At 49.4% G+C, this 21,719-nt stretch carries 24 protein-coding genes, 1 tRNA gene and 1 pseudogene; 4 read left to right on the forward strand and 22 right to left on the reverse strand.

Annotated features, from left to right (window positions below):
- From ABD07_RS12640 to ABD07_RS12705, 14 genes are all read right to left on the reverse strand, one after another.
- A partial coding sequence (locus tag ABD07_RS12640) for a hypothetical protein (protein ID WP_160818587.1) occupies positions 1-253 on the reverse strand: 253 nt, incomplete at its 3' end.
- A 52-nt stretch (positions 254-305) separates the two neighbouring features.
- Positions 306-980 carry a 7-cyano-7-deazaguanine synthase QueC gene (queC, locus tag ABD07_RS12645; protein ID WP_160818588.1) on the reverse strand — a complete coding sequence of 225 codons (675 nt, stop codon included), beginning with the start codon at positions 978-980 and terminating at the stop codon, positions 306-308.
- A gap of 32 nt (positions 981-1,012) precedes the next feature.
- Positions 1,013-1,669, reverse strand: a complete 657-nt coding sequence (gene queE / locus ABD07_RS12650) for a 7-carboxy-7-deazaguanine synthase QueE (RefSeq protein WP_160818589.1) — start codon at positions 1,667-1,669, stop codon at positions 1,013-1,015.
- A gap of 92 nt (positions 1,670-1,761) precedes the next feature.
- The gene (ybgF, locus tag ABD07_RS12655; RefSeq protein WP_160818590.1) at positions 1,762-2,685 is read right to left on the reverse strand and encodes a tol-pal system protein YbgF; all 924 of its coding nucleotides are present in this window, start codon (positions 2,683-2,685) and stop codon (positions 1,762-1,764) included.
- A gap of 2 nt (positions 2,686-2,687) precedes the next feature.
- Entirely contained in the window at positions 2,688-3,212 is a 525-nt protein-coding gene (gene pal / locus ABD07_RS12660) for a peptidoglycan-associated lipoprotein Pal (RefSeq protein WP_108697653.1), read from the reverse strand.
- 25 nt (positions 3,213-3,237) lie between these two features.
- On the reverse strand, positions 3,238-4,536 hold the full coding sequence (gene tolB / locus ABD07_RS12665; RefSeq protein ID WP_160818605.1) for a Tol-Pal system beta propeller repeat protein TolB: 1,299 nt from the start codon (positions 4,534-4,536) through the stop codon (positions 3,238-3,240).
- 48 nt (positions 4,537-4,584) lie between these two features.
- Positions 4,585-5,628, reverse strand: coding sequence for a cell envelope integrity protein TolA (tolA, locus tag ABD07_RS12670; protein ID WP_160818591.1), 1,044 nt, complete (start codon positions 5,626-5,628; stop codon positions 4,585-4,587).
- 10 nt (positions 5,629-5,638) lie between these two features.
- Entirely contained in the window at positions 5,639-6,052 is a 414-nt protein-coding gene (gene tolR / locus ABD07_RS12675) for a protein TolR (RefSeq protein ID WP_160818592.1), read from the reverse strand.
- A gap of 19 nt (positions 6,053-6,071) precedes the next feature.
- Positions 6,072-6,752, reverse strand: coding sequence for a protein TolQ (tolQ, locus tag ABD07_RS12680; protein WP_108697649.1), 681 nt, complete (start codon positions 6,750-6,752; stop codon positions 6,072-6,074).
- A complete protein-coding gene (gene ybgC, locus ABD07_RS12685; RefSeq protein ID WP_108697648.1) occupies positions 6,749-7,159 on the reverse strand; it encodes a tol-pal system-associated acyl-CoA thioesterase in 411 nt (136 codons plus the stop codon). Before ybgC ends, tolQ begins: the two co-directional genes overlap by 4 nt.
- Positions 7,160-7,207: 48 nt before the next feature.
- Positions 7,208-8,095 (reverse strand): cysteine synthase CysM, encoded by an 888-nt coding sequence (gene cysM / locus ABD07_RS12690; protein WP_160818593.1) that lies wholly within the window; start codon positions 8,093-8,095, stop codon positions 7,208-7,210.
- Between the two features lie 131 nt (positions 8,096-8,226).
- Positions 8,227-8,514, reverse strand: a complete 288-nt coding sequence (locus ABD07_RS12695) for a ComEA family DNA-binding protein (protein ID WP_108697646.1) — start codon at positions 8,512-8,514, stop codon at positions 8,227-8,229.
- 200 nt (positions 8,515-8,714) lie between these two features.
- On the reverse strand, positions 8,715-10,367 hold the full coding sequence (locus tag ABD07_RS12700) for a folate/biopterin family MFS transporter (protein ID WP_160818594.1): 1,653 nt from the start codon (positions 10,365-10,367) through the stop codon (positions 8,715-8,717).
- Between the two features lie 44 nt (positions 10,368-10,411).
- Positions 10,412-11,551 (reverse strand): Do family serine endopeptidase, encoded by a 1,140-nt coding sequence (locus ABD07_RS12705; protein WP_193566064.1) that lies wholly within the window; start codon positions 11,549-11,551, stop codon positions 10,412-10,414.
- A gap of 81 nt (positions 11,552-11,632) precedes the next feature.
- On the opposite strand from ABD07_RS12705, the gene ABD07_RS12710 reads away from it, so the two are divergent.
- Positions 11,633-12,379: a Nif3-like dinuclear metal center hexameric protein gene (locus tag ABD07_RS12710; protein WP_160818596.1), complete on the forward strand. Its 747-nt coding sequence runs from the start codon at positions 11,633-11,635 to the stop codon at positions 12,377-12,379.
- A 238-nt stretch (positions 12,380-12,617) separates the two neighbouring features.
- Complete coding sequence (gene mltA, locus ABD07_RS12715; protein ID WP_160818597.1) at positions 12,618-13,820, forward strand: murein transglycosylase A; 1,203 nt, start codon at positions 12,618-12,620, stop codon at positions 13,818-13,820.
- Positions 13,821-13,873: 53 nt separating this feature from the next.
- On the opposite strand, the gene ABD07_RS12720 is transcribed toward mltA, so the two are convergent.
- Both ABD07_RS12720 and ABD07_RS12725 read right to left on the reverse strand, forming a co-directional pair.
- A complete protein-coding gene (locus ABD07_RS12720) occupies positions 13,874-14,596 on the reverse strand; it encodes a DsbC family protein (protein WP_160818598.1) in 723 nt (240 codons plus the stop codon).
- 27 nt (positions 14,597-14,623) lie between these two features.
- Positions 14,624-15,793, reverse strand: a complete 1,170-nt coding sequence (locus ABD07_RS12725; RefSeq protein ID WP_108697640.1) for a UbiH/UbiF family hydroxylase — start codon at positions 15,791-15,793, stop codon at positions 14,624-14,626.
- A gap of 227 nt (positions 15,794-16,020) precedes the next feature.
- Here ABD07_RS12725 and ABD07_RS12730 point away from each other — a divergent pair.
- Positions 16,021-16,096: transfer RNA gene (locus ABD07_RS12730), tRNA-Met, on the forward strand.
- A 160-nt stretch (positions 16,097-16,256) separates the two neighbouring features.
- On the opposite strand, the gene ABD07_RS12735 is transcribed toward ABD07_RS12730, so the two are convergent.
- The 6 genes and pseudogenes from ABD07_RS12735 to ABD07_RS12760 all read right to left on the reverse strand — a co-directional run bounded on the left by ABD07_RS12735 (position 16,257) and on the right by ABD07_RS12760 (position 21,445).
- Positions 16,257-16,679 (reverse strand): type II toxin-antitoxin system VapC family toxin, encoded by a 423-nt coding sequence (locus tag ABD07_RS12735; RefSeq protein ID WP_160818599.1) that lies wholly within the window; start codon positions 16,677-16,679, stop codon positions 16,257-16,259.
- Positions 16,666-16,923, reverse strand: coding sequence for a hypothetical protein (locus tag ABD07_RS12740; protein WP_160818600.1), 258 nt, complete (start codon positions 16,921-16,923; stop codon positions 16,666-16,668). Before ABD07_RS12740 ends, ABD07_RS12735 begins: the two co-directional genes overlap by 14 nt.
- 528 nt (positions 16,924-17,451) lie before the next feature.
- Positions 17,452-18,096 carry a type I-F CRISPR-associated endoribonuclease Cas6/Csy4 gene (gene cas6f / locus ABD07_RS12745; protein WP_160818601.1) on the reverse strand — a complete coding sequence of 215 codons (645 nt, stop codon included), beginning with the start codon at positions 18,094-18,096 and terminating at the stop codon, positions 17,452-17,454.
- Positions 18,097-18,108: 12 nt separating this feature from the next.
- A complete protein-coding gene (cas5fv, locus tag ABD07_RS12750) occupies positions 18,109-19,125 on the reverse strand; it encodes a type I-Fv CRISPR-associated protein Cas5fv (RefSeq protein WP_160818602.1) in 1,017 nt (338 codons plus the stop codon).
- A 9-nt stretch (positions 19,126-19,134) separates the two neighbouring features.
- Positions 19,135-20,076: pseudogene (gene cas7fv, locus ABD07_RS12755) on the reverse strand (type I-Fv CRISPR-associated protein Cas7fv); the annotation flags it as partial.
- A 55-nt stretch (positions 20,077-20,131) separates the two neighbouring features.
- Positions 20,132-21,445, reverse strand: coding sequence for a helicase-related protein (locus ABD07_RS12760; RefSeq protein ID WP_160818603.1), 1,314 nt, complete (start codon positions 21,443-21,445; stop codon positions 20,132-20,134).
- A gap of 12 nt (positions 21,446-21,457) precedes the next feature.
- Between ABD07_RS12760 and ABD07_RS12765 the strand changes: the two genes are divergently transcribed.
- Complete coding sequence (locus ABD07_RS12765) at positions 21,458-21,631, forward strand: hypothetical protein (RefSeq protein ID WP_160818604.1); 174 nt, start codon at positions 21,458-21,460, stop codon at positions 21,629-21,631.
- Positions 21,632-21,719: the final 88 nt, after the last annotated feature.

Consider the following 21,719-nt stretch of genomic DNA (forward strand, 5'->3'; position numbering starts at 1 on the left):
CCCCCCCCCCCCCCCCCGGCAATCCTGCCCAAACCGCCTTTGTATAAGTCCTTCCATCAAAAGCTAGCCCTGCAAAGGCGACATGACCGGATGGTCCGATAACTGGCTCCTTCAAATCCTTATAACTAAAATGCGATGGAAAACCTGCCGCAGTCTGATCAACTTTGGCAATCAGCTTAATGTCGGCGCCAGCGGGTGCAGCAAGAAAGAAACTCGCCAATCCAATTATTTTTATAAGATTTCTTAACTTCATATACCTCCTTACAGTTATAGTTAGTGAAAACAAATAAATCATGCAAAAAAACTTAAGCAAGGTAATTTACTGGATCGGATTTTCCCGCCGCAGCAAATCCCGCTTTACGAATCCGGCAGGAATCACACACTCCGCAAGCGCGCCCCGCTTCATCCGCTTGATAGCACGACACCGTCAAGCTGAAGTCCACACCCAAGGCCAGTCCGGTTCTGATGATTTCTTTTTTGGACAAATGCATCAGGGGCGTATGAATGGTGAGTTTCTTGCCTTCAATCCCTGCCTTGGTTGCCAAATTCGCCATTTTCTCGAAGGCTTGAATGTACTCCGGGCGACAGTCCGGGTAGCCGGAATAATCGACGGCGTTCACACCCGCAAAAATATCCTGACTTTGCAGCGTTTCCGCCCAAGCCAGCGCCAGTGACAGCATGATCGTGTTTCTCGCGGGTACATACGTAACCGGAATGTCCGCTTCTGCCCCGCCTGTTGGCACTTCGATGGCCTGATCGGTCAGCGCCGATCCGCCAAAAGCGGTGAGATCCAGTTTAACTACTTGGTGTGCAGCCGCCTTCAAAGATCGAGCGACATTCTGCGCCGCATCCAATTCCGACCGGTGCCGCTGGCCGTAATCGATACTCAGCGCATAGCATTGATAACCCTGGTCACCTGCAATCGCCAAAGCCGTTGCGGAATCGAGACCACCGGAGAGTAATACCACCGCTTTCTTCATGATTTAATCCAGCCAGAAAAACACTAAAAACTTCACCGCCCCGGCCCCTCGCCCCACAGAATTTTATGCAATTGAACCTGCATCCGGACAGGCAATTGGTCGCGCAATATCCAGGAAGCCAATTGAGCAGGATCAAGGCTTTCATAAACGGGAGAAAAAAGGATCGGGCATATCGGCTGTAACTGTCTGCTTCGGATAAGCTCGCAAGCCCATTGATAATCTGCTTCGTCGCGCAGTACAAATTTGATTTCGTCCTGCGGCGTCAGGTATTCGAGATTACGCCAGTTATTTTTGGAAACCTCGCCCGAGCCGGGTGTTTTGATATCCATAATCTTCGATACCCGCGTATCGACCTGGGATAAATCGAGCGCGCCGCTGGTTTCCAGCGATACGGAATAGTCCGCATCGCATAACGCCGTCAGCAAAACCAGGCATGCCTTCTGCGCCAATGGCTCGCCGCCGGTGACGGTTACATAGCACGTTTTATACCGGGCTACCTGACGCAGTATCTCCGCGATCGATAGATTCTCGCCGCCGCTAAACGCATACGCGGTGTCGCAATAGCCGCAGCGTAACGGGCATCCCGTCAGGCGCACAAACACGGTCGGCAAGCCAATCCGGCTGGTTTCGCCTTGTAAGGAAAAGAAAATCTCACTGATACGCAAGACTGTTGTCTCTAACACTTGCATGATGATGGATCGCTTGAAAAAAAGACTGATTATATTGCTTTGCGGGTAATGCAGGAAACAGCGATTGAACAGCTATGGGAAAAAGCGGGAATTTACTTGATGTTAGCCAGACGTTGTTTGGCTTTTTTGGCGGCGTCGCTCTGCGGATATTTTGCCAGCAAATTTTCCAGGGTTTGCTTGCTTACCTTGCTATCCCCCATTTCCAGCTGACTGGAGGCGATATTCAGCAACGCATCCGGCACTTTGTTGCTCGTGGGGTATTTGCTGATCAATTTTCTTTGCGCATCGATCGCCAATTGGTAATCGCGCAGCGCATAACGCGCATTGCCGATCCAATACGCGGCGCCCGGCGCTAAATTGGATTGCGGATAATTTTCCAGGAAGCTTTCAAATTGCGCGATTGCATTAGCGTATTCACCATTTCTGAATAAATCGGATGCTGCTTTATAAGCACCACTTTCTGTAGTTCCCGGTGGCGTCAGCTCATTCGCGGCTACCGCACCGGAATCCTGAGTCACGGAAGCATCCGCCACTTCGGATGATGGCGATTCCGGCATTGCCGTATCGGCATCTAGCGGTGGCGCGGCGGCGGCTTGTTCGCTTGGCGAAGGTGAAGAAGGCGCAGCCGCGCTGCTGGCTGTGCCTTTGTTGAGATCCAGGTGAGAAGTAGGAGATCGTTTTTGAGGAGATTGCTGTTCGATCTGGCGCAGGCGGTTATCCAGATCGATATAGAAATCCCGTTGCCGTTTTTGTAACAGCGCATTATCGTTACCCAGCATTTCTATTTGCCCGTTGAGCTTTCCCAATTGCTGTTCCAGCGTTTCAACTTTTGAATAAAGCTCGAGTAAAGCCTGGCTGTTCAGCGCCTCTTCCATCTTGGCAACACGCGCTTCCATTTCTTTCACTTGTTTACGTAATGCGTTAATCTGCTCACGTGCTTCATCATCGCCAAACAATGCGGCATAGCTGACATTACAACTCAGCAATACCAGCAGAAGGAAAGCGCGTATCAGCATGTTTATTCACCCCGGTACAGGATATCGGTGCGGCGGTTTTGACTCCATGCCGATTCACCGTGTCCCAGCGCGCGCGGTTTTTCTTCACCCAGGCTGACCGATTCAATTTGCGCATCACGGGCGCCGGATAAAGTCATCATGTTCTTGACGCTATCGGCACGGCGTTGACCCAGAGCCAGATTGTATTCACGGCTGCCACGGTCATCGGTATTTCCTTGCAGAATTACGCTGGCGCTGGCGTTGTCGCGTAAGAACCGGGCGTGCGACAGCACCAGTTCGCGGTATTCGCTTTTGACGCTATAGCTATCGTAGTCATAATAAACGCTGCGTTGCGACAGGATACTGTTAGGATCATTCAGTTGACTGAAATAGCCCGGTCTGCCTGAACCGGATCCGCCCAAGTCGCTGCCACCCAAACCGGCGCCAGCGCCCGAGCCTGCGGTTAGATCATCCACTTCGGGTTGCGTTGTTTGACTGGCGCACGCCGATAACAAAACGATCAATGAAATACCTAATAGTTTTCTCATTTATAACTCCTTTAAAATAAAAATATTACTTCCAAGTTGGCAAGGGACCCCAGGCCGGTTCCCGGATATCGCCGGTCTGTACTGTCAGATGCTGCCTTGTCTGTCCATCCCTGGAAACAGCGGATAATATACCATGCCCGTTAATCTCGGTTGCATACAAGATCATCTTGCCATTAGGGGCAAAACTGGGTGATTCGTCGAATTTGGAGTTTGTCAGTATCTGCACCTGGCGCGAACCGATATCCTGCACCGCGACATTGAATTGGCCATTGTTACGGTGGATAAAAGTGAAGCTTTTACCGTCCTGGCTATAATCCGGGCTGACATTGTAGCTGCCCTCGAAAGTAAGCCGGTCGGCATTGCCGGATTCCGAACTCCCTACCGCCATGCGATAAACTTGCGGACTGCCGCCACGATCGGAGGTAAACAAAATATACCTTCCGTCCGGCGAAAAATTGGGTTCGGTATCGATCCCGGAACTTCGGCTCAGCCTTTGCAAACCGCTGCCATCGGCATTCACCAGAAAAATTTGCGATCCGCCCTGGCCGGTCAACACCACAGCCAATCGCTTACCATCGGGCGACCAGGCCGGTGCGCTGTTGCTGCCTTTGAAGCTGGCAACCGCTCTGCGCTCCCGGGTTGCCAATGTTTGCACATAGACAATCGGTTTTTTATTTTCAAACGAAACGTAGGCCAATTGCTTGCCGTCAGGCGACCATGCCGGTGAAATGATCGGCTCGGTATATTCAATGATCGATTGCGCGTTATAGCCATCCGCATCGGCCACTTGCAAGGCATATTTGTTACCGCGTTTCAATACATAAGCGATCCGTGTGCTAAAAACACCCACATCGCCGGTCAACGCTTCATAAATGACATCCGCAATCCGGTGCGCCGCGGCGCGCAATTGTGACGTGGAAACCGTGATCGCCAATCCGGTCAGTTGCGATTTCTTGGCCACATCCATCAAACGGAACTGTATTTCCACCTGATCGCCGGATACAGCAGCCACGCGGCCGATCACTAATGCATTGGCGCCACGGTTGGCCCAGTCGGGATATACGACTTCCACCGGTGCATGCGGCGATAACCCGGCGGGGTCGATCAACCTGAACAATCCGGTGCGTTGCAAATCGGCGCCAATGACTGCCGTGATGCTTTGCTGCAGTTTATTTTCATCGGCGAAAGGAACGATCGCAATCGGAATACGGGATGCGCCACCGCCAAAAATTTCGATGTTCAGCTGCGCATGCGAGTGTGCGCTGATCAAGCATAAAAGCAGAATCGATGCGGCACGAATAGATTGGAACCAATTAATTGACATAGGCATTAAATTTTCAAAAAACAAAAAATTACCGGCTGATTATAACAATCATTCACGATAATGCACGGTAATATTCAGGTTGCGAAACTCGTTAAACAGTGCAGGATCAGGCGGTAACGGCAACGGCTTGGACAAAAAGATCGCCCGCTCCACCGCGCTGTCAAAAGCGGCGTGTCCGCTGCTTTTACTCAGCCTGACATCGAGAATATCCCCGCCCGGCAGCAGCGTGACACTGAACTCGGCAACCGGATTACCAGGCAGATCCGGCGGCATCACGATTCTGCTCCGGATTTTGGCAAGAATCAGCGCCTTATATTTGCCGATCTCACCTGTTATCTGATTCCTTGCCGCAGCCTGCTGCGCGGCGCGTTGCGCTTCCGCTTCGCGCTGCGCCTTGGCTTCCTGCTCACGCTGCCGTTGCGCCGCCAGTTCTTTTTCTTTCTGTTTCTGTAATTCCTTCTGTTTCTCCAGCGCTTTCTGTTTCTCGGCTTCTTTTTGTTTCGCTATTTCTTGTTGTTTCTCCAGTTCTTTCTGCTTTTCGAGTTCTTTTTGCTTCTCTAACCCTTTCTTTTTCTCAAGCTCTTTCTTCTTCTCCAGCTCTTTTTGTTTTTCTTGCTCTTTAATCTTTTCCTGTTCTTTTTTCTTTTGTTCTTCCAAATCCGGCTTGTTTTCTTTAACCGGCTCGGGCTTCTGTTTCATCGCAATATCCGGTTTCTTGACCGGCGCTGCCACCGCCGCTTTTTGCGGCTCGGGCTTGGCCGGTTCCGGTTTGGGCGGTTCGGGCTTAGGTGGCTCCGGCTTCGGCGGCTCGGGTTTAACAGGTTCCGGCTTGGGTGGTTCCGGTTCGGGTTTCACAGGCTCCGGCACAGGCTTAGGCTGCTTCGGCGGCGCTTGCGTTTTTACCGGTTCCTGCACAGGTTTGGGCAATTCGGTCCAGATATCGACCATCATCCCTTCCGGCGGATGATCTTTCCAGCTCACACCAAAAACCAGTAATGCAATGAACAGCAGATGCACCAGCACCGCCAGCACACCTGCCAATAATGATCTCGGTTCTGAATGGGGGAAATTGCGCGGGACGCTCGAACTCATTACCAATCGTTCATTTCTGTTGAGCCAGCAAACCTACTTTCTGCACTTGGTTCTGCTGCAGAATATCCATCACTTTAATGACTTCTTCGTAGCGTACATTTTTGTCTGCGGCGATGACTACCGGTTGATCGGCATTTTGCGCTTGTTTTTGCTTGATCGCTTCGATCAGCTGATTCCGGTCCACTTTTTGTTCCGTAGTTGTTTTGGCGCGATCCCGCAACGTCAGGCTGCCATCCGCTTTGATAATGACTTCCAGCGGAATCGCCGGTGTCGCCAATGATTTGCCGATTTGCGGCAATTCAATCTGCCCGTGGTTGATCATCGGCGCCGTGATCATAAAAATGATCAGCAGCACCAGCATCACATCAATGTAAGGCACTACATTGATCTCGTTCATTAATCTATGTTTGGCACGACGCGCCATAAAAACCTCTCAGTCTTGTTTACTCAGCTGCTCGCCGTTGCAACACATTGGACAATTCTTCCATGAAGCTTTCAAACCGTGTCGCCAGTTGATCCGTCCGGCTGGCGTAGCGGTTGTAAGCAACCACCGCCGGAATGGCGGCGAACAATCCCATCGCCGTGGCGATCAGCGCTTCGGCAATTCCCGGCGCGACATGGGCGATGGTCGCCTGGGTAACGCTCGATAAGCTGCGGAAGGAATTCATAATGCCCCATACGGTGCCGAACAGGCCGATGTAAGGACTGACCGATCCGACGGTCGCCAGAAACGACAGATGCGATTCCAGATAATCCATTTCCCGTTGATAGGTAGCACGCATGGCCCGGCGCGTGCTTTCCATCACCGCGTCGAGATCGGAGCCGGCGGGGTGCTTGGTGAATTCGCCGAAACCGGCGGCGAAGATGCGTTCCAGGCTGCCCGATTCATAACGCGAACTGATGATGCGCTGATGCAATGCATTCAAGTCGACACCGCGCCAGAAAATATCCTCGAAATCATCGGTTTTCTTGATTTCATAGCGGATGACGAATAATTTCCGGAAAATAAACCACCACGATGAAAGCGAAATCAAGATCAGAATCAGCATCACCAGCTGCACCAGCACACTGGCGCTGGTGATCAGATGAAGAAACGACATATCTTGTGTTACTGTTGTACTCATGCGACTTTCCCAATTTTCTCACGTAATGGCGCAGGAATCCGCACTGGCTTAAGCGTATCCGCACCGACACACACCACCTGAATCGTGGCACTCACTAATTTGACATGATTGCATATTATTTCCTGAAATAACGCAATCCGGCTTCTACCGACTTCTGTCACCGCAACCGACACATGCAACAAATCATCCAGAATGGCGGGTTTCAAATATTCAACCTCGAGCGAACGCACCATGAACAGTATGTTGTGCACTTCAACCATGGCGTGCACATTGAATCCCAGCGCCCTGAGCCATTCATAGCGCGCCCGTTCCATGAAGTTCAGATAGGTTGAGTGATAGACCACGCCACCCGCATCGGTATCCTGATAATAAACCCGAACGGGCAGTGAAAAATTATCGTTTAACATGATTTATTCAAAACCGGAGTGGTAATGATACCGCAACCGGCGCCATCGCTACGCAGCAAAAACACCGGTTGACAAATAGCGGTCGCCACGGTCGCATGCAATGAATACGATCACGGCGTTTTCAACCGTGGCGGATACGCGTAACGCCGCAACCAATGCGCCGCCGGATGAGATTCCGGCAAAAATACCCTCTTCGCGCGCCAAACGGCGCGTCATCTCTTCCGCTTCCGGTTGAGACACGTAAATCATGTCATCCACTTGCTTGGCATCGAAAATTTTCGGTAAATACGCCGGTGACCATTTGCGGATACCGGGAATCTGCGCGCCTTCTTCCGGCTGCACGCCGATCACTTTCACCGGCGTTTGTTGTTCTTTAAAAAACCGCGAGCAGCCCATGATCGTTCCGGTGGTTCCCATGCTGCTGACAAAATGGGTGATTTTTCCTTGGGTATCGCGCCAAATCTCCGGCGCGGTAGTTTCATAATGCGCCAGCGGATTATCCGGATTGGCGAATTGATCGAGAATAATCCCCTGTCCTTCGGCACGCATTTTCTCAGCCAGATCGCGTGCTTGCTCCATCCCGCCGCTTTTCGGCGTCAATATGATTTCCGCGCCGTAGGCGCTCATCGATTGCCGCCGCTCGATACTGAGGTTTTCCGGCATCACCAGCACCATGCGGTAACCCATCATCGCGGCAGCCATCGCCAGTGCGATGCCGGTGTTGCCGCTGGTGGCCTCGATCAGGGTATCGCCCGGTTTAATTTCACCGCGCTTCTGCGCATGCGAAATCATCGACAGCGCCGGACGGTCTTTCACCGATCCCGCCGGATTATTGCCTTCAAGTTTGGCGAGAATGACATTACGGGTTGTTCCGGGCAGATGCTTGAGTCTTACGAGAGGCGTATTGCCAACAAAATTCTCAATCGTTTTATACATGAATTCAGACTTTTTTACAGATAGACTAGATTATCGCACAAGCTGCCACCGGCTTTGAAACAATGTCATCACGCAAATAAAAACCCTCTCTGAATAACTTCAGAGGGGGTTTCTTAATCCACTATGACAAACTACTCCGGTTTTGCTGGAGCTTCTGCGCTTTTCTCGCCTTCGACAGTAACCGCATCACGCAATTGCTTGAGCGTTCCCGCACCGATTCCACTCACTTTCGCCAAATCATCCACGGAAGCAAAAGCACCGCTTTTTTCGCGATAGTCAATGATCGCTTTTGCCTTAGCGGGGCCGATCCCTTGCAGGGACTCAAGCTCCGCTTGCGTTGCCGTATTGATATTGACAGCTGCAAATGCAGTGCCGGTCAGCAGGAATACCAGAGTTATCATTAGAAACAATTTCTGCATAACTTCTCCTTTATCAAAAGCAAATACTGATGCACACAGTAAAATCAGCGCTTCAGTTTTTGCGGATTAAAAAAAACCTGCATACATAAGCTGCTATGTAGGCAGGTTCATGTGATATCGGATCCGGTTAAAATTAATTTAGCGAGTATGTGAACTTTCAAGTACTTGCGCGGAAACAAGCAACTGCTCAATCAAACCGGTCAAGCATTGCGGAAACGCGAATGCTTAACGATCAGAATCGTAACCAGCGGCAGAACAAAGCCGATGATGGTCACCGTAATCAATAAATGCCCCAGCTCGCTGTAATCGGCGGGAACGGTGATCTGTCCGGTTGCCATATCTTTCACTTCGCGTTTCACTTCGTAGATCTGATTGAGATACTTGGTGCCCAGTTGCGAAGCCGACAACGCCAGGTTGGTAAACGATGCCATCACGGCAAAAAAGGTGGCTTTGAGTTTCTCCGGCGCGGAATTGGCGATCCATGCGAGCATCGGAATCATGGCAATTTGCCCCAATGGCGACTCCAGCGCGGTATCGATCAGCACAATGAAGCGCGCATCGACAACACCGCCCGTCATCGCCGCCGTCCACTCGTGCAGACCAAAGTACATGCCGACGATCGGCAACGACAGGAAGCTGCTCACGATGGTGAGAAAACCGATGATATACGCAATCGATCGTTCCGCCATGAAGCGGCGGAAAATAAACATGCCGAACAGCGTCAGCACGGCGCCGATCAAGGATAAAACCGCCAGAAATTGCTGATCGAATCCCAGTTCATCGATCATCCACCAGGTGGAACCCGCACCGGGACTGGGAATCGCACGGAAAATGAAAATCATCACGGCGGTTCCGACCAGCACATTGCGCGCATCGGGCTCGAGTTCCCCAGTCAACCGCCACATCAGAAACACGATAATCGCCATGGAAACCGCAAACACGATTTCTTCTCCGCCGGATACACCACTAACCCCAACACCCAGCGACATGACGGTAAAAACCAATCCGCCGCCGAGAATCCACCAGTTAATCGCGGGCGGCTCCGAATGCATGCCGAGCAATTTATCCACTTCCTGCCGGTTATACCCCTGCGCCTGAAAGCGCTTGCGTTCACGCCGCTGCAACCAGGAAGCAAACACTACACCGAAAATAGAAACCGCCGGAATGATCAAAGCCAGCTCGTAAACCAGCAGATACACCGCGTCCTTTTCCACTTCCGGCAAGGATCCGGCGTCGCGCAGCAAAACAACGTTGGCAACGGATACCAGCACGCCGCCGCCAATGATGGCGACGCGGCCCAAAGTCTGCATGGTGACGTGCATCAGTTTGAGTTTTTCCGCGTCCAGTTTATTACCGTTCTCGTCGACGCGCGGCACTGCTTCAACGGTCATCGCATCCGCAACCACATCCTGCAACACATAACCGATCGGCGCCAGCAACGCGGATAACACATACCAGGTTTCCACTGGAGCCATCGCAACCATGGCTTCGGTGTGCCCGAGCAAGCCAATCATAATGAGCAGACTAAGCATGATCAGGCTGGCGCCCAGATACACCAGCAAACCCTTCCAGCGCCAGACCAGATCGACCAGATGTCCCAGCGGCATCTTGAGCGCCCACGGCAACATCATCCAGAATCCCAGCATGGCCAAAAACTCGGCGGACAAACCAAGCTTTTCCTTAACGTAAAACATGCCCACAATACCCGTCAAACCCGAGATACCGGCGGCGACGTACACCATCAGCGGCGGCAGATAAGACAAGCGCATTTCCCGTCCGAGCGCCAGAATATTGGCGCTAAACCACTGCGCGATGACGGATATGAATCCGTTAGCGGGTAATAGATTTTTCATAAATTTTAATTGGCATCATCACATTTTAGAATGCTGGCATGCGGTTACTTCTGTTTAGGACGCACGCCGACTTTGATCGGAATCGATTTTTCCTGCTTGTTGCGGATTACCGTAACCGTCGCGGTTTCACCCGGCGCCAGCGCGGCCACTACATTGAGCATTTCGGACGAATTCTTAAGCGGTTTGCCCGAGATCGCAATCAAAATATCGCCCGCCTTGATGCCGGCCTTGTCCGCCGGGCCGTCTTTCAGCACGCTGGCGATCAGCGCGCCGTTGGGCTGCTCCAGACCGAACGATTCCGCCAGCTCCTGCGTCATATCTTGCATACTGACGCCCAGCCAGCCGCGCGTCACGCCGCCGGTTTGAACAATTTGCTCCATAATCTGCTTGGCGATATGCACCGGAATCGCGAAGCCGATACCCAACGAGCCGCCGCTGCGGGAATAGATCGCCGTATTGATACCGATCAAATTGCCCGATGTATCGGTCAGCGCGCCGCCGGAATTACCGGGATTGATCGCGGCATCGGTTTGAATGAAATCTTCAAAGGTATTGATACCGACCCGGCTTCTGCTCAAAGCGCTGACAATGCCCATGGTAACGCTTTGCCCGACACCGAAAGGATTGCCGACCGCGAGCACGACATCGCCAATCTTGACTTGCTGCGATTGCCCGAATGTGATGACCGGCAAATCCTGCAAATCGGTTTTCAGCACCGCCAGATCGGTTTCCGGATCGGAGCCAATCAATTTGGCCTTGGCTTTTCTGCCGTCGAGCAAGGCGATTTCAACCTCATCCGCGGCTTCGACCACATGATGATTGGTCAGGATATAACCGTTCGCGCTGACGATCACACCGGAACCCAGGCTTGACGTACGCTTCGGCCGGGATTCGAATTGTTCGCCAAAAAACCGCCGGAACGCGGGATCGTCCAGCAAAGGATGCGACGGTTCCTTGGTTTCTTTGCTGGTGAAAATATTCACCACCGACGGCATGGCAACCTCCGCCGCTCTGGAATAACTGTCCGGCCTATCCGCCTCAACCGCTGGCGCGGCTTCCCGGATGGTCACGATTTCTCCGCGCGGCTTCAACGGCAGCAACTCCGGCCGTAACGTGGAAATCACAAAAAAAATAGCCAGCAATACTGCCGCCGTTTGTGCAAAAATCAACCAGAGTCTGTACATCAAAGCTCGTTACTCCAAAATTAAAATAGCCGCGGAAATGAATTGATTGCGGTGTAGTATATGCGCCAAGGAGAAAAATCAATGCATCGAGATGAACTGGAAAATCATCTGAACCAATTACTGGACATATCCCGTTTTCATGATTATTGCCCAAATGGCCTGCAAGTGGAAGGGCGCGACAGCATTCATATCATGATCAGCGGCGTCACCGCCTCGCTCGATCTGCTGCAAGCCGCTGCCGCAGCCAAGGCGGATGCCATTCTCGTGCATCACGGCTATTTCTGGCGCGGCGAGGACATGCGCATCACCGGCATGAAAAGCCGCCGCATCGCGCTGCTGATGCAGCAGCACATCAATTTATTCGCTTATCATCTACCGTTGGATGTGCATCCGCATTTAGGCAACAATGCCATTCTGGGGAAAAAACTGGGATTGATCGAAACCGGCCGGTTTGGCGAACAGGACATCGCCGCTCAGGGAGAATTAGCGCAAGTCACGACGTTAAGCGCATTGGCTGAGAAAATATCCCGCACGTTGTTACGCAAGCCGATGATCATCGGCGATCCCGACAAGCCCATCCGGCAGATCGCGTGGTGTACCGGCGCCGCGCAAGGTTATTTCGACGCGGCCATTCAGTTGGGTGTGGATGCCTATATTACCGGCGAGATCTCGGAGCAGAACGTGCATGCCGCGCGTGAATCCGGTGTTGCATTTATCGCGGCGGGGCATCATGCGACCGAGCGGTACGGTGTGCAAGCAGTGGGCGATCACATCGCGCAGAAATTCGGCATCCAGCATCAGTTTATCGATATTGAAAATCCGGTGTAGCGCAACCGCAGTCTGGCGGTATTTATAGCAGAGCAGTCACGACGAACCTGAGATATGGCTTGTCATCTATTGATCCTTGTTGTCATCGTCCTTCTTCTTTCTGCCTGAGAACATGGTCCACCAGATGACAAACAAAAACAAACCCATCGCCACTGCCGCTTCGATTACAAGCCACCACCAATTCATAATGTAAGATACGCTCAAGTTAAAATCAGACCGTTACTCTAACCAAAATCCGATGAAAAACCAATTAAGTTTTATTATTGCCGCTTCATACCTGCTGCTCACCGCTTGCGCCACCGGAACCATCAGTCCCACGCTGCCGCCCAGCGAACCGGCGGAAGTGGTCGCACCGCCACCAGCGGAAAAGCCGCTGACAAAATCGGTGCACAAACGCGTTCAGTGGTCTGCATTGACCGGCTGGAAACACGACGATCTGCAACCGGCATGGCAAGCGTTCCAGAAAAGCTGCACGGCTTTAAGCAAACAACCGGCTTGGAAGGAAACTTGCAGACTGGCCGGGACATTGAAGAAAACCGATAACGCCGCGTTGAGAAACTTTTTTGAAACCTATTTCACGCCGTATCAAGTCATCAATACCGACAATACCGAAGAAGGGTTGATCACCGGCTACTACGAGCCCCTGCTGAAAGGCAGCCGCAAACCCTCAAGCCGTTACCGCTACCCAGTGTATGCCGCACCGGATGATTTGCTCACCATCGAGCTAGGCACGGCGTATCCGGAATTGAAAGACCTGCGTTTGCGCGGCCGTCTGAATGGACGCAAAGTCGTCCCTTATCACAGCCGGGCAGACATCATGAATAACCCGAAATTGCTGAATGGCTACGAACTCCTGTGGGTGGAAGACGAAGTTGAGCTGTTTTTCCTGCACGTGCAAGGTTCCGGCCGGATTGTGCTCGATAGCGGGGAGACGATGAAAATCGGTTTCGCCGAGCAAAACGGCTACCCGTATAACTCGATCGGCAAGCTTCTGGTCGAACGCGGCGAATTGCCGCTGGAAAAAGCCTCCATGCAGGGCATCAAGCAATGGGGGCAGCAAAACCCTAAAAAACTGCCCGAATTATTGCAGCAAAATGCCCGTTACGTATTTTTCCGCGAACTGCCGTCCGATTTATCCGGACCGATCGGCGCTTTGGGCGTGCCGTTGACCGCCGGGCGCAGCATCGCGATCGATCCGCTGTCGATCCCGCAAGGCGCGCCGGTATTTCTGGCAACCACCTGGCCCAACAGCAACAAACCGCTGAACCGCCTGATGGTGGCGCAAGATGTCGGCAGCGCCATCAAAGGCGGCATCCGTGCGGACTTCTTCTGGGGATTCGGCCATGAAGCCGGTAATCAGGCAGGGAAAATGAAACAGCGCGGAAAAATGTGGCTGTTGATGCCGCGCGACGCTAAGCCACCCGCACTCTCACGGCAATAAAAAAGCTTGCCGGATTTCCCCGGCAAGCTTTTTTTAAACCATTTGCTTGAAATTTATTTGCTCTTGCTCGCGCTTTCCAGTTTTTCCTCGATGGTCGCAGCGGGAATCATCCCGCCGACAATCGAACCGTCGGCAAAAACCAACGTCGGCGTGCCGGTAACTTTATTCTCATGACCTGATTTCACCAGGGCATCCAGCGGTGTGTCGCACTCTGAACTGGATGGCGCAACGCCCTTCAGCATAAAGTCATCCCAGGCTTTGATTTGATCCTTGGAACACCAGATTTTTTTCGACAATTCCATCGAACCTTTCAATACCGGATAAAGCAGCGTGTAGATCGTCACATTGTTGATGTTCACCAGTTCTTTCTCCAATTGCTTGCAATACGGGCAATTGGGATCGGTATACACCGCCAGCTTGCGCTTGCCGTCGCCTTTGACGACCTTGATGGCATGCTGCAACGGCAGTGATTCCAATGGCACGCGCCGCGCCGATTTGATTTCCTGGATGCGCTCGTTGGTCATGCTCACTCGGGTTTTGGTATTGATCACATGGCCGAAGAAGAAAAAATCCGCTTTATCATCGGTATAAAACACTTCGTCTCCGACAACCACTTCATACAAACCAAGGTAAGGCGTTTTCTTCACGCTATCGATAGTGCTCCCGGCAAAATGCGGTTGAATGGCTTTCCTTAACGCTTCTTCATCGGCCCAGGCGGATCCGGAGAAAAAACTGATTGCCAGAATTGAGATGAAAAGCTTTAAGCGCGTGGCCATAATGACTCCAGTGTTAGAAAATAAAATTTAATTCAAAGCGTGCTGCATCAAGCGATTTTTGATCAGCGGCAAGCGGTTGGTGATTTCAAGCCCGAGATTGCGCAAACGCGCCAAGGTCGGATTGGAATTATTGAACAGTTTCTGCAATCCGTCGGTGACCAGCTCCAGCGCCAGAATATCTTCCTTGCGCGCCAGCTCGTAACGCCGCAGCAGCATAAAATCGCCGCAATCCGTCCGCATCCCGCGCGCATTGAGGATCGCCGCCAGCTCGCGGGTATCGCGCAATCCCAGATTCACCCCCTGCCCGGCCAGCGGATGAATACCGTGCGCTGCATCGCCGATCAGCACCAATCGCGGTTTGATCAGCTTCTCCACGTGCACAAAATTCAGCGGAAAACCCACGGGCGCAGTAATCAACTGCAATTTACCCAGGGTATGCGAAGCAGCTTCCTCGACACGATGGCAAAGTTCATCCGCAGGTAAATTACGCAGAAAATCCGCATGATCCTCGGTTGTCGACCACACCATCGACACCCGCTTGTCGGGAAGCGGCAACAACGCCAGCACACCGTCGCGCCTGAACCATTGATGGGCAATCTGGCGATGCGGCCGTTCCGTGCTGAAATTGGCGACCACACCGATCTGGTTATACGCATGACGCGACACGTCAATCTCCGCTTGCTTGCGCACCCAGGAATTCACACCGTCTGCGCCCACCACCAAAGCGGCTTCAAGCTGGCTGCCATCTTCCAGTTGCACCTCGACATGCGATTCATGCCAGGTAATCGCGGTACATTTCGCCGGACAAAAAATATGCAGATTTTCATTCGAGGATTTGAGTGCTTCCCACACCGCCGTTTGCAATTGGCGGTTCTCAGCGATAAATGCCAGCTCCGGTATACCGATCTCGTATGCGCTGAAGGTAATATGCGCGGTATTGTCATCGCCAAACACCGCCATCTCATAAACCGGCGCTAAGCGCTCGGCCTCCATCAACTGCCACACGCCCAGTTCCTGCAGAAAAGCCACGCTACCCGGACTGATCGCGTACACCCGGCTATCCCAGCTGTCATCCTGCGGCAACGGCATGGATGCATGCGGCTCGATCAACGCCATCTTCAAACCGCTATCCTTCAGCGCCGCCACCAGGCTTGCACCTACCAGTCCGCCACCGATCACTATCATATCGAATTTCATGGAATTGATTATACAGCCGCTTTGTTATGGACGGGTAACACAAACTTTAACTTCATGATAAGCGTGCATTGCATTCACTGTTCACACTTGTCGCCCACCCGCTTCAAACCACCCGCCAACATCGCCCAATCCCATGAAAACACGCATAAACCCTTGTCAATCCACATTTTTGATCTTGACAATCCACCCCCTCAAAGGCACAATGCTGCCCTTGCGTTTTAGCATATGGCGAATTAGCTCAGTGGTTAGAGCAGCGGAATCATAATCCGTTGGTCCGGGGTTCAAATCCCTGATTCGCCACCACCCCAAAATTCCACATTCATTCAGCAAATCAGCGTTTCTTGGATTTGAAGAATCCAATCTTACTGATAAAAACTACTATCTTTTTGTTTTGCACTGCGCCCAGGCATTTGGGTTGTTGGATTGGCATCTTTTGGAAAAATGGATTTAAGCGGCGGTAACATCAGTCATCGGGCAATAGCAAATTTTGGAATGGATGATGATTTTTCCAGCGATAGGTTTCAAAATCTCGCACATCGGTGGAAAGAATTTGACCGTGTCCTAACTCTTCCGCAAGCAAGACTAAAGATGCATCGGCTAAATCCATAGGCAAATCTTCGTATTGTTTAATTAATTGGCGAATTCGGATTAAATGTGAAGTTTGCAGATCAAAAACCTCGATATAACCCGTCTCTAAAGCCGAAATAAATCGTAATTGATTTGAAACACCCAGGCGTTTACCTAACAAATAACTGGTTTCAGTAATGACAGGCCAGGTGGTTATCAAAGCCTCTTCCAACTTCTGCATTCGTTCCACAGCCATTGCATGAAACCGATCATTAGCGTTAAAGAATGCAAGCCAGAATCCAGTGTCACTTAATACCATGCTTCTCTTCCCAGCCCTGATCAAGACATTCTTTATAAGTAGTCGATAAATCCTCCGGACCTTTAGCCGTACCCGCCAACATTTCTATTAATTTCTGGTTTTTTTCCTTTGCGCTCAATTCCGCCTTCTCATACATCAAATCAATAGCTTGTTTAATGACATCCGTAGTATTGAGGTGTGTTCTTTGCTGAATGACTTTGATTTTTTGTTCATAACTGTCATCAATCCGCACCGTTATTCTCATCACTCATCCTCTTGTCTGACTATCTGTCAGACCAACTATAACATTATGTTCTGACGATGGAAAGCAGGTCGCCGATTTGACATTAGGACGCGATCTTTCAAGCCCGACGAATCAATTGCTGCCCGGTTATCGAAAGAATTTATAACCTGCAAAACAACAATCTCGCTTTGTAATTTGGAACGAACGTATCGATTAAACTGCCTGTGCGGCAGCGAACATTTAACGCCATCTACACCAGCGCCATGATATTTTCTAAGCTGCCTGTGCGGCAGCGAACAAATTGGCGCGACAGAATTCCGCAATAGTACCTTTCTAAGCTGCCTGTGCGGCAGCGAACAAACGATAGAGTGCTCGAACCTTTCCCGATATTTTCTAAGCTGCCTGTGCGGCAGCGAACTGACTACAAAAATACAGAAAGCCAGTCGTGGCGTAGTGTACAGGATAATTCTCGACCAGAGACCATCCTATAACACTTACATCACAACTGGCTGATTCTTATAAATTGTTAAGGAGCGTTAAAAAAATGAGTCAGAATTCTGGTACGGTCGATGTTGAGCTTAGGCCATAGGAAGAAAACTCCCCATCATTGCTATGCTCCATTTCGCTTTTTTTGATCCAAAGACAAAATGCATTACCGCTGCTCAAGCTTGTCAGCCGGATAAACGGTGTGGTCACGATTTTATGAGGCATTTGGCCATAACTCATAAGTACTTTCCCGGATACCGTTCCGATCTCAGGTTTTATGCTCAATTCCACCTTGTTATTCAGCACAGCCTCATAATCCAGGCTGTGCCGCTTAGCATAACGCCGAGCTAAGCGTTCTTTACCGGTTTTCGGTTGTTCACGCCGATAAACGGCATAACCTTTGACTGCGCTTGGTACCGGGCGGATGCCGGTGAAGTGCACATAATCGCTCAGGCGGCTTAATCGTTTGCCAACATCGAACTGAACCAACACAGTTTCGTCCGGAGCAAGCAAACGAAGCTTGCTGCCTAGCACTCCGAATTTTTCACCTATCTTGTATTCGGGAAACGATAGACCAATCGGCACGCGTTTTTGCACATCCCGTGTTTCGACCAGTCCAAGGTGGATTTGCTGAAAGGTTTTGGACCAGAGGCCAAAAAGATTGACTTCATAATTCGGTAATAAGTTGATTTCAAGGTAATAGTTCATGGTATCTCCCAATTAGTGAATTACGTCAACATAAGCCAAGCCTTTTTTACCCAGATAAAAACTGGAAACACCAGCGTCATCAATCATTCTTTTTAGTTGTTCAGCTTTGTCGTCTGGAATGTTGAGAAGAATATCCAGCGTACCATTGGCCTTGGTTAATGAAGAGATAACTTCACCTGCACCTTTTATCTTTTCTGACAATAAATAGGGATTTCCCCAACTTGGTTTTTTACCACCTGTTGAATACTGGCCCATGAAATCCTTGGCTGTGAATATACGTTTTGATATTCCGCTTATGACACCGCTCTTCGTTAGTTGCCTACATATATCGAATGTTTTGCTTAATCGTTTTATCTGCAAATATAGGGCTCCACAGTATAGTTCGCTCGGCTTCACCTTTTTATTGGATTTACGATATTCAATGCCAGAAAAATGTTCACTTAAAACCAACAGGGCATTCTCTATAGATGCATTTATCTCAACACTTTTAAGTCCATTTAATTCTTTAAAACAACCGTATATAACAAAAGGCTCAAATTGCTGTTGAGATAATATCTTATAATTTTCATTACATATAAATTGACATAACTCTTCAAATCGAAGCGTTAATACCCCCCAGAGTTCATTAGAATATTCAGAAACAAAAATTGGATCATTAACCTTTACTGCTCCTATAAATGAAGTAGGATCATCACTTTTTCCAACATTTCTAAGATAAACAACCTCGTCATTTATCGGCTTTAAATAATCGTGTTTATCCTCAAATGTTATCTGTTTCTCAAGGTTTTTAAAAAAATAATCTCTTGATTGTCTAGCTTGATAAAGCTTTCTTTGATCTCCAATCAGTCGATTTAATATGCCCATTACAGTGTCTAACGTTATCTGACGCTTAATGAAATTTTTGGGATTATCCTTAAGAGTCTTTATTGTTGCTATGAAATTTCTACCTGCCTTTGGAACCGGTTCATTATTAGAGCCTTCCAAAAATGAATTTCGCCAGGAAGCTTCATATTTGATAGTAATCCGCATGATTCTTCCTTATTTAGCATAAAAATAAATAGCATAAGGGGATTTGGGTTCTTCGTTAATTCCAGCTGAGTTGCGCTTTATACGCATCATTTTATTGCTGTCGTTGTAATCGACTAGCAAGTTGTCGACATACATATAGCCTTTGGCTTGGCGGATACTAAGTTCTTCAATCATGCGTAGTGTTTCCTTGACCAGAATATCAATAGCTTCGTTATCCAATAAAATACCCCGTTCTCCTTCTTCAAATATCGTACCGCCACGCACATAGTTCGTATGAAACTCCGCCTTAGGATTGCGATCAGGATCTATTGATTTAATGAATTCTTGCATAGCTTTGGCAATATTATTTCCTTCGCCGTCTCTCTCAGGCATCGTAGCTCGGTCGAATTTTCTATCTAGCGAAATAAATTGAAGTTGTTCGATACTGATAGAGCCGTAAGCCAAATATTCTGTGTCTCCATAAGTAGTTTTAGAAAAAATTGAGTTTTCGCCTCGCTTATAATCTTTGGTGCCATCTGGATTTTCAATTTCTTCAACCGAATATGACGAGAATTGTTCAAAATTTGCATTTCCCTTCTGTTCGATGAAATCCTCAAGCAATAGTGGGCTAGTGCGTTTATATTGACTTGCGGGAACAACATAACCACGAATCAATCCTGTAATTGAATTAAGCACTCTCAACAAATTATTGCTATTCGCATAATGCAAGTCGTAAGAATGATCTTTAAATAAATGATGACGAATGCAATTCTGACTGATATACATTGGTGTTCCAGTCGCAACGCTAAAATTAATATCCCTCGGGTCTTTCTTAAAAGAAAATCCATTTGGTGATTTGTCACCAGTTAAATTGGAATAACCCCGAAGTTTAGGCATTGAGTGATTTTTAGTATCTTCTCTGTCTCCTTCACTTCTAATTATTGTCGGGCCATTCCAATTAACCACTCCATATCCATAAGCAACTACTTAAAATCCACGCTTTTAATTCCGGTAATTTTTTGCATGCTTAATCCTCGTTAGTTGTTAAATGCTTGATTGAAATTGCGCCGATAGGCTGTTTGTCGCACATTGCATAGTAGATGGCATAACTATGCCGAGCGCTTTCCCCGCCAACCCGGTCGATACCTTCCGGGGTATAGCTCAGGTAAACGGGAAATTCCGGATCTCTTGCTTCATTGAGCAAAATAAAATCCTTAAAAGCCTTCTGACCGCCGATAATGTTGTGGTGCTTGCTTTTCATGTAAGCCAACAGATTTCTATCGCTATCCCCGTAACCCTGGATTTCATCCAGTGGCGCGGTCAAATTGTCGAATTGTTCGCGATCACTCACTGGCGGTTGGTAAGCGTATTCGTTCAAGAATTCGATCTTTGGCCATTGGCTAACCTCGCATACCGCCATTTGCACAAACCGATTCTCGCCGCGTAAAGAATGTTTGCTTATTTTGCTGCGACCTTTCTCGGTCGTTTTTTTCGGTGGAATGGTAATCGGATCGACGACTTTGTTTCGAATCAACTGCACGCCTTGTTTGAAGCAGGCCAATAAATCCGATTCCATCGCCTGTTTGGCAAGTTCTGTTTCGTGAAATTTACGGTACAGCGAGTAAAGCTTTGGCAATTCGATTATTTGGTTTTCAATCTCTTCGGTTTGCAAAAAACTGTACCAAGCCTTGGTGGCGGCAAAGGAATATTGCCGGTTTAGGAATCGGGCGGCTGCTCCGGTGCCTTTGCCTTGATGGATCAATTCCGGCACAGCGACACTGTAAATATTGGGTGTGGAATTGGCACCGAATCGATCGAGTCGGCCCAAACGCTGTAGAAAGTTTTCAGCGGTAGTAAGTTCGGACACCATGTAGTCGCTGGTGATATTTAGCGATGCCTGCACAATCGGCCCGGCTCGCAATACATTATATTTTGGAGTGCCGTTTTTTTTGAAGGATTCGTATACTTCATTGAACAGTTTTTGTTTGTCGCTTTTCTTGAACTTGGAATGCAACAATATTGCGTTCTCCGTATTTTGATTGCGGATAAAGCTTTTTTGCGCGGTTTGGGCAGTATTGCTGATTACGATGGTTTTGCCACTTTGGCGCTGATACAACGGATTGCCTTCGTCCTGCTGCGTTTCATCGAATACCTTAAATTCAATGCGGTACTCGCTTGGGTTGAAACTGGGCATTTCGATGATGTCTTCCGATTGGATCTCCATGACGGTATTCAGGAAGAAGTAATGTGGCGTAGCGGACACCAGCAAAGTATTGGCAATACTGCCCTGCAACTTTTTGCATTCGACCAGTTCGGCAAACAATAGATTGAATGCAGGCATGGCGACATATTCGTGGAATTCATCGAATACCACATGAGCATTCAATACATTGATCAACGTGTTAACTTTGTTATGGCTGATGATGGCGCTGAATATTTGATCGATGGTAGTAATGACGATGTCACCGGAAAAATGTTGCCCTTCAGGCGTTGCGTTTTCCCACCGATTGATAAATTTAAACTGTAAGAAATCTCAGGGTTGTTTACAGAGAGGTTGATAGAAATAAGCGTTGAGTATTTCATAAGGAGTGGCATTACTCAAACTCTTATGTGGC

This window comes from Nitrosomonas oligotropha, from assembly GCF_009833085.1.
Classification (GTDB): domain Bacteria; phylum Pseudomonadota; class Gammaproteobacteria; order Burkholderiales; family Nitrosomonadaceae; genus Nitrosomonas; species Nitrosomonas oligotropha.

Bases quoted from the DNA above. Each gene is read 5' to 3' on its own strand.
- cas5fv (WP_160818602.1), bottom strand. From the start codon at position 19,125: ATGCGGATTACTATCAAATATGAAGCTTCCTGGCGAAATTCATTTTTG.
- ABD07_RS12740 (WP_160818600.1), bottom strand. From the start codon at position 16,923: ATGAGAATAACGGTGCGGATTGATGACAGTTATGAACAAAAAATCAAA.
- ABD07_RS12735 (WP_160818599.1), bottom strand. From the start codon at position 16,679: ATGGTATTAAGTGACACTGGATTCTGGCTTGCATTCTTTAACGCTAAT.
- ybgF (WP_160818590.1), bottom strand. From the start codon at position 2,685: ATGCTGATACGCGCTTTCCTTCTGCTGGTATTGCTGAGTTGTAATGTC.
- cas6f (WP_160818601.1), bottom strand. From the start codon at position 18,096: ATGAACTATTACCTTGAAATCAACTTATTACCGAATTATGAAGTCAAT.
- tolQ (WP_108697649.1), bottom strand. From the start codon at position 6,752: ATGAGTACAACAGTAACACAAGATATGTCGTTTCTTCATCTGATCACC.
- ABD07_RS12720 (WP_160818598.1), bottom strand. From the start codon at position 14,596: ATGGCCACGCGCTTAAAGCTTTTCATCTCAATTCTGGCAATCAGTTTT.
- queE (WP_160818589.1), bottom strand. From the start codon at position 1,669: ATGCAAGTGTTAGAGACAACAGTCTTGCGTATCAGTGAGATTTTCTTT.
- ABD07_RS12725 (WP_108697640.1), bottom strand. From the start codon at position 15,793: ATGAAATTCGATATGATAGTGATCGGTGGCGGACTGGTAGGTGCAAGC.
- ABD07_RS12710 (WP_160818596.1), top strand. From the start codon at position 11,633: ATGCATCGAGATGAACTGGAAAATCATCTGAACCAATTACTGGACATA.
- tolR (WP_160818592.1), bottom strand. From the start codon at position 6,052: ATGGCGCGTCGTGCCAAACATAGATTAATGAACGAGATCAATGTAGTG.
- pal (WP_108697653.1), bottom strand. From the start codon at position 3,212: ATGAGAAAACTATTAGGTATTTCATTGATCGTTTTGTTATCGGCGTGC.
- tolA (WP_160818591.1), bottom strand. From the start codon at position 5,628: ATGAGTTCGAGCGTCCCGCGCAATTTCCCCCATTCAGAACCGAGATCA.
- ABD07_RS12705 (WP_193566064.1), bottom strand. From the start codon at position 11,551: ATGTACAGACTCTGGTTGATTTTTGCACAAACGGCGGCAGTATTGCTG.
- mltA (WP_160818597.1), top strand. From the start codon at position 12,618: ATGAAAAACCAATTAAGTTTTATTATTGCCGCTTCATACCTGCTGCTC.
- tolB (WP_160818605.1), bottom strand. From the start codon at position 4,536: ATGTCAATTAATTGGTTCCAATCTATTCGTGCCGCATCGATTCTGCTT.
- queC (WP_160818588.1), bottom strand. From the start codon at position 980: ATGAAGAAAGCGGTGGTATTACTCTCCGGTGGTCTCGATTCCGCAACG.
- ABD07_RS12700 (WP_160818594.1), bottom strand. From the start codon at position 10,367: ATGAAAAATCTATTACCCGCTAACGGATTCATATCCGTCATCGCGCAG.
- cysM (WP_160818593.1), bottom strand. From the start codon at position 8,095: ATGTATAAAACGATTGAGAATTTTGTTGGCAATACGCCTCTCGTAAGA.
- ybgC (WP_108697648.1), bottom strand. From the start codon at position 7,159: ATGTTAAACGATAATTTTTCACTGCCCGTTCGGGTTTATTATCAGGAT.
- ABD07_RS12760 (WP_160818603.1), bottom strand. From the start codon at position 21,445: ATGCCTGCATTCAATCTATTGTTTGCCGAACTGGTCGAATGCAAAAAG.
- ABD07_RS12695 (WP_108697646.1), bottom strand. From the start codon at position 8,514: ATGCAGAAATTGTTTCTAATGATAACTCTGGTATTCCTGCTGACCGGC.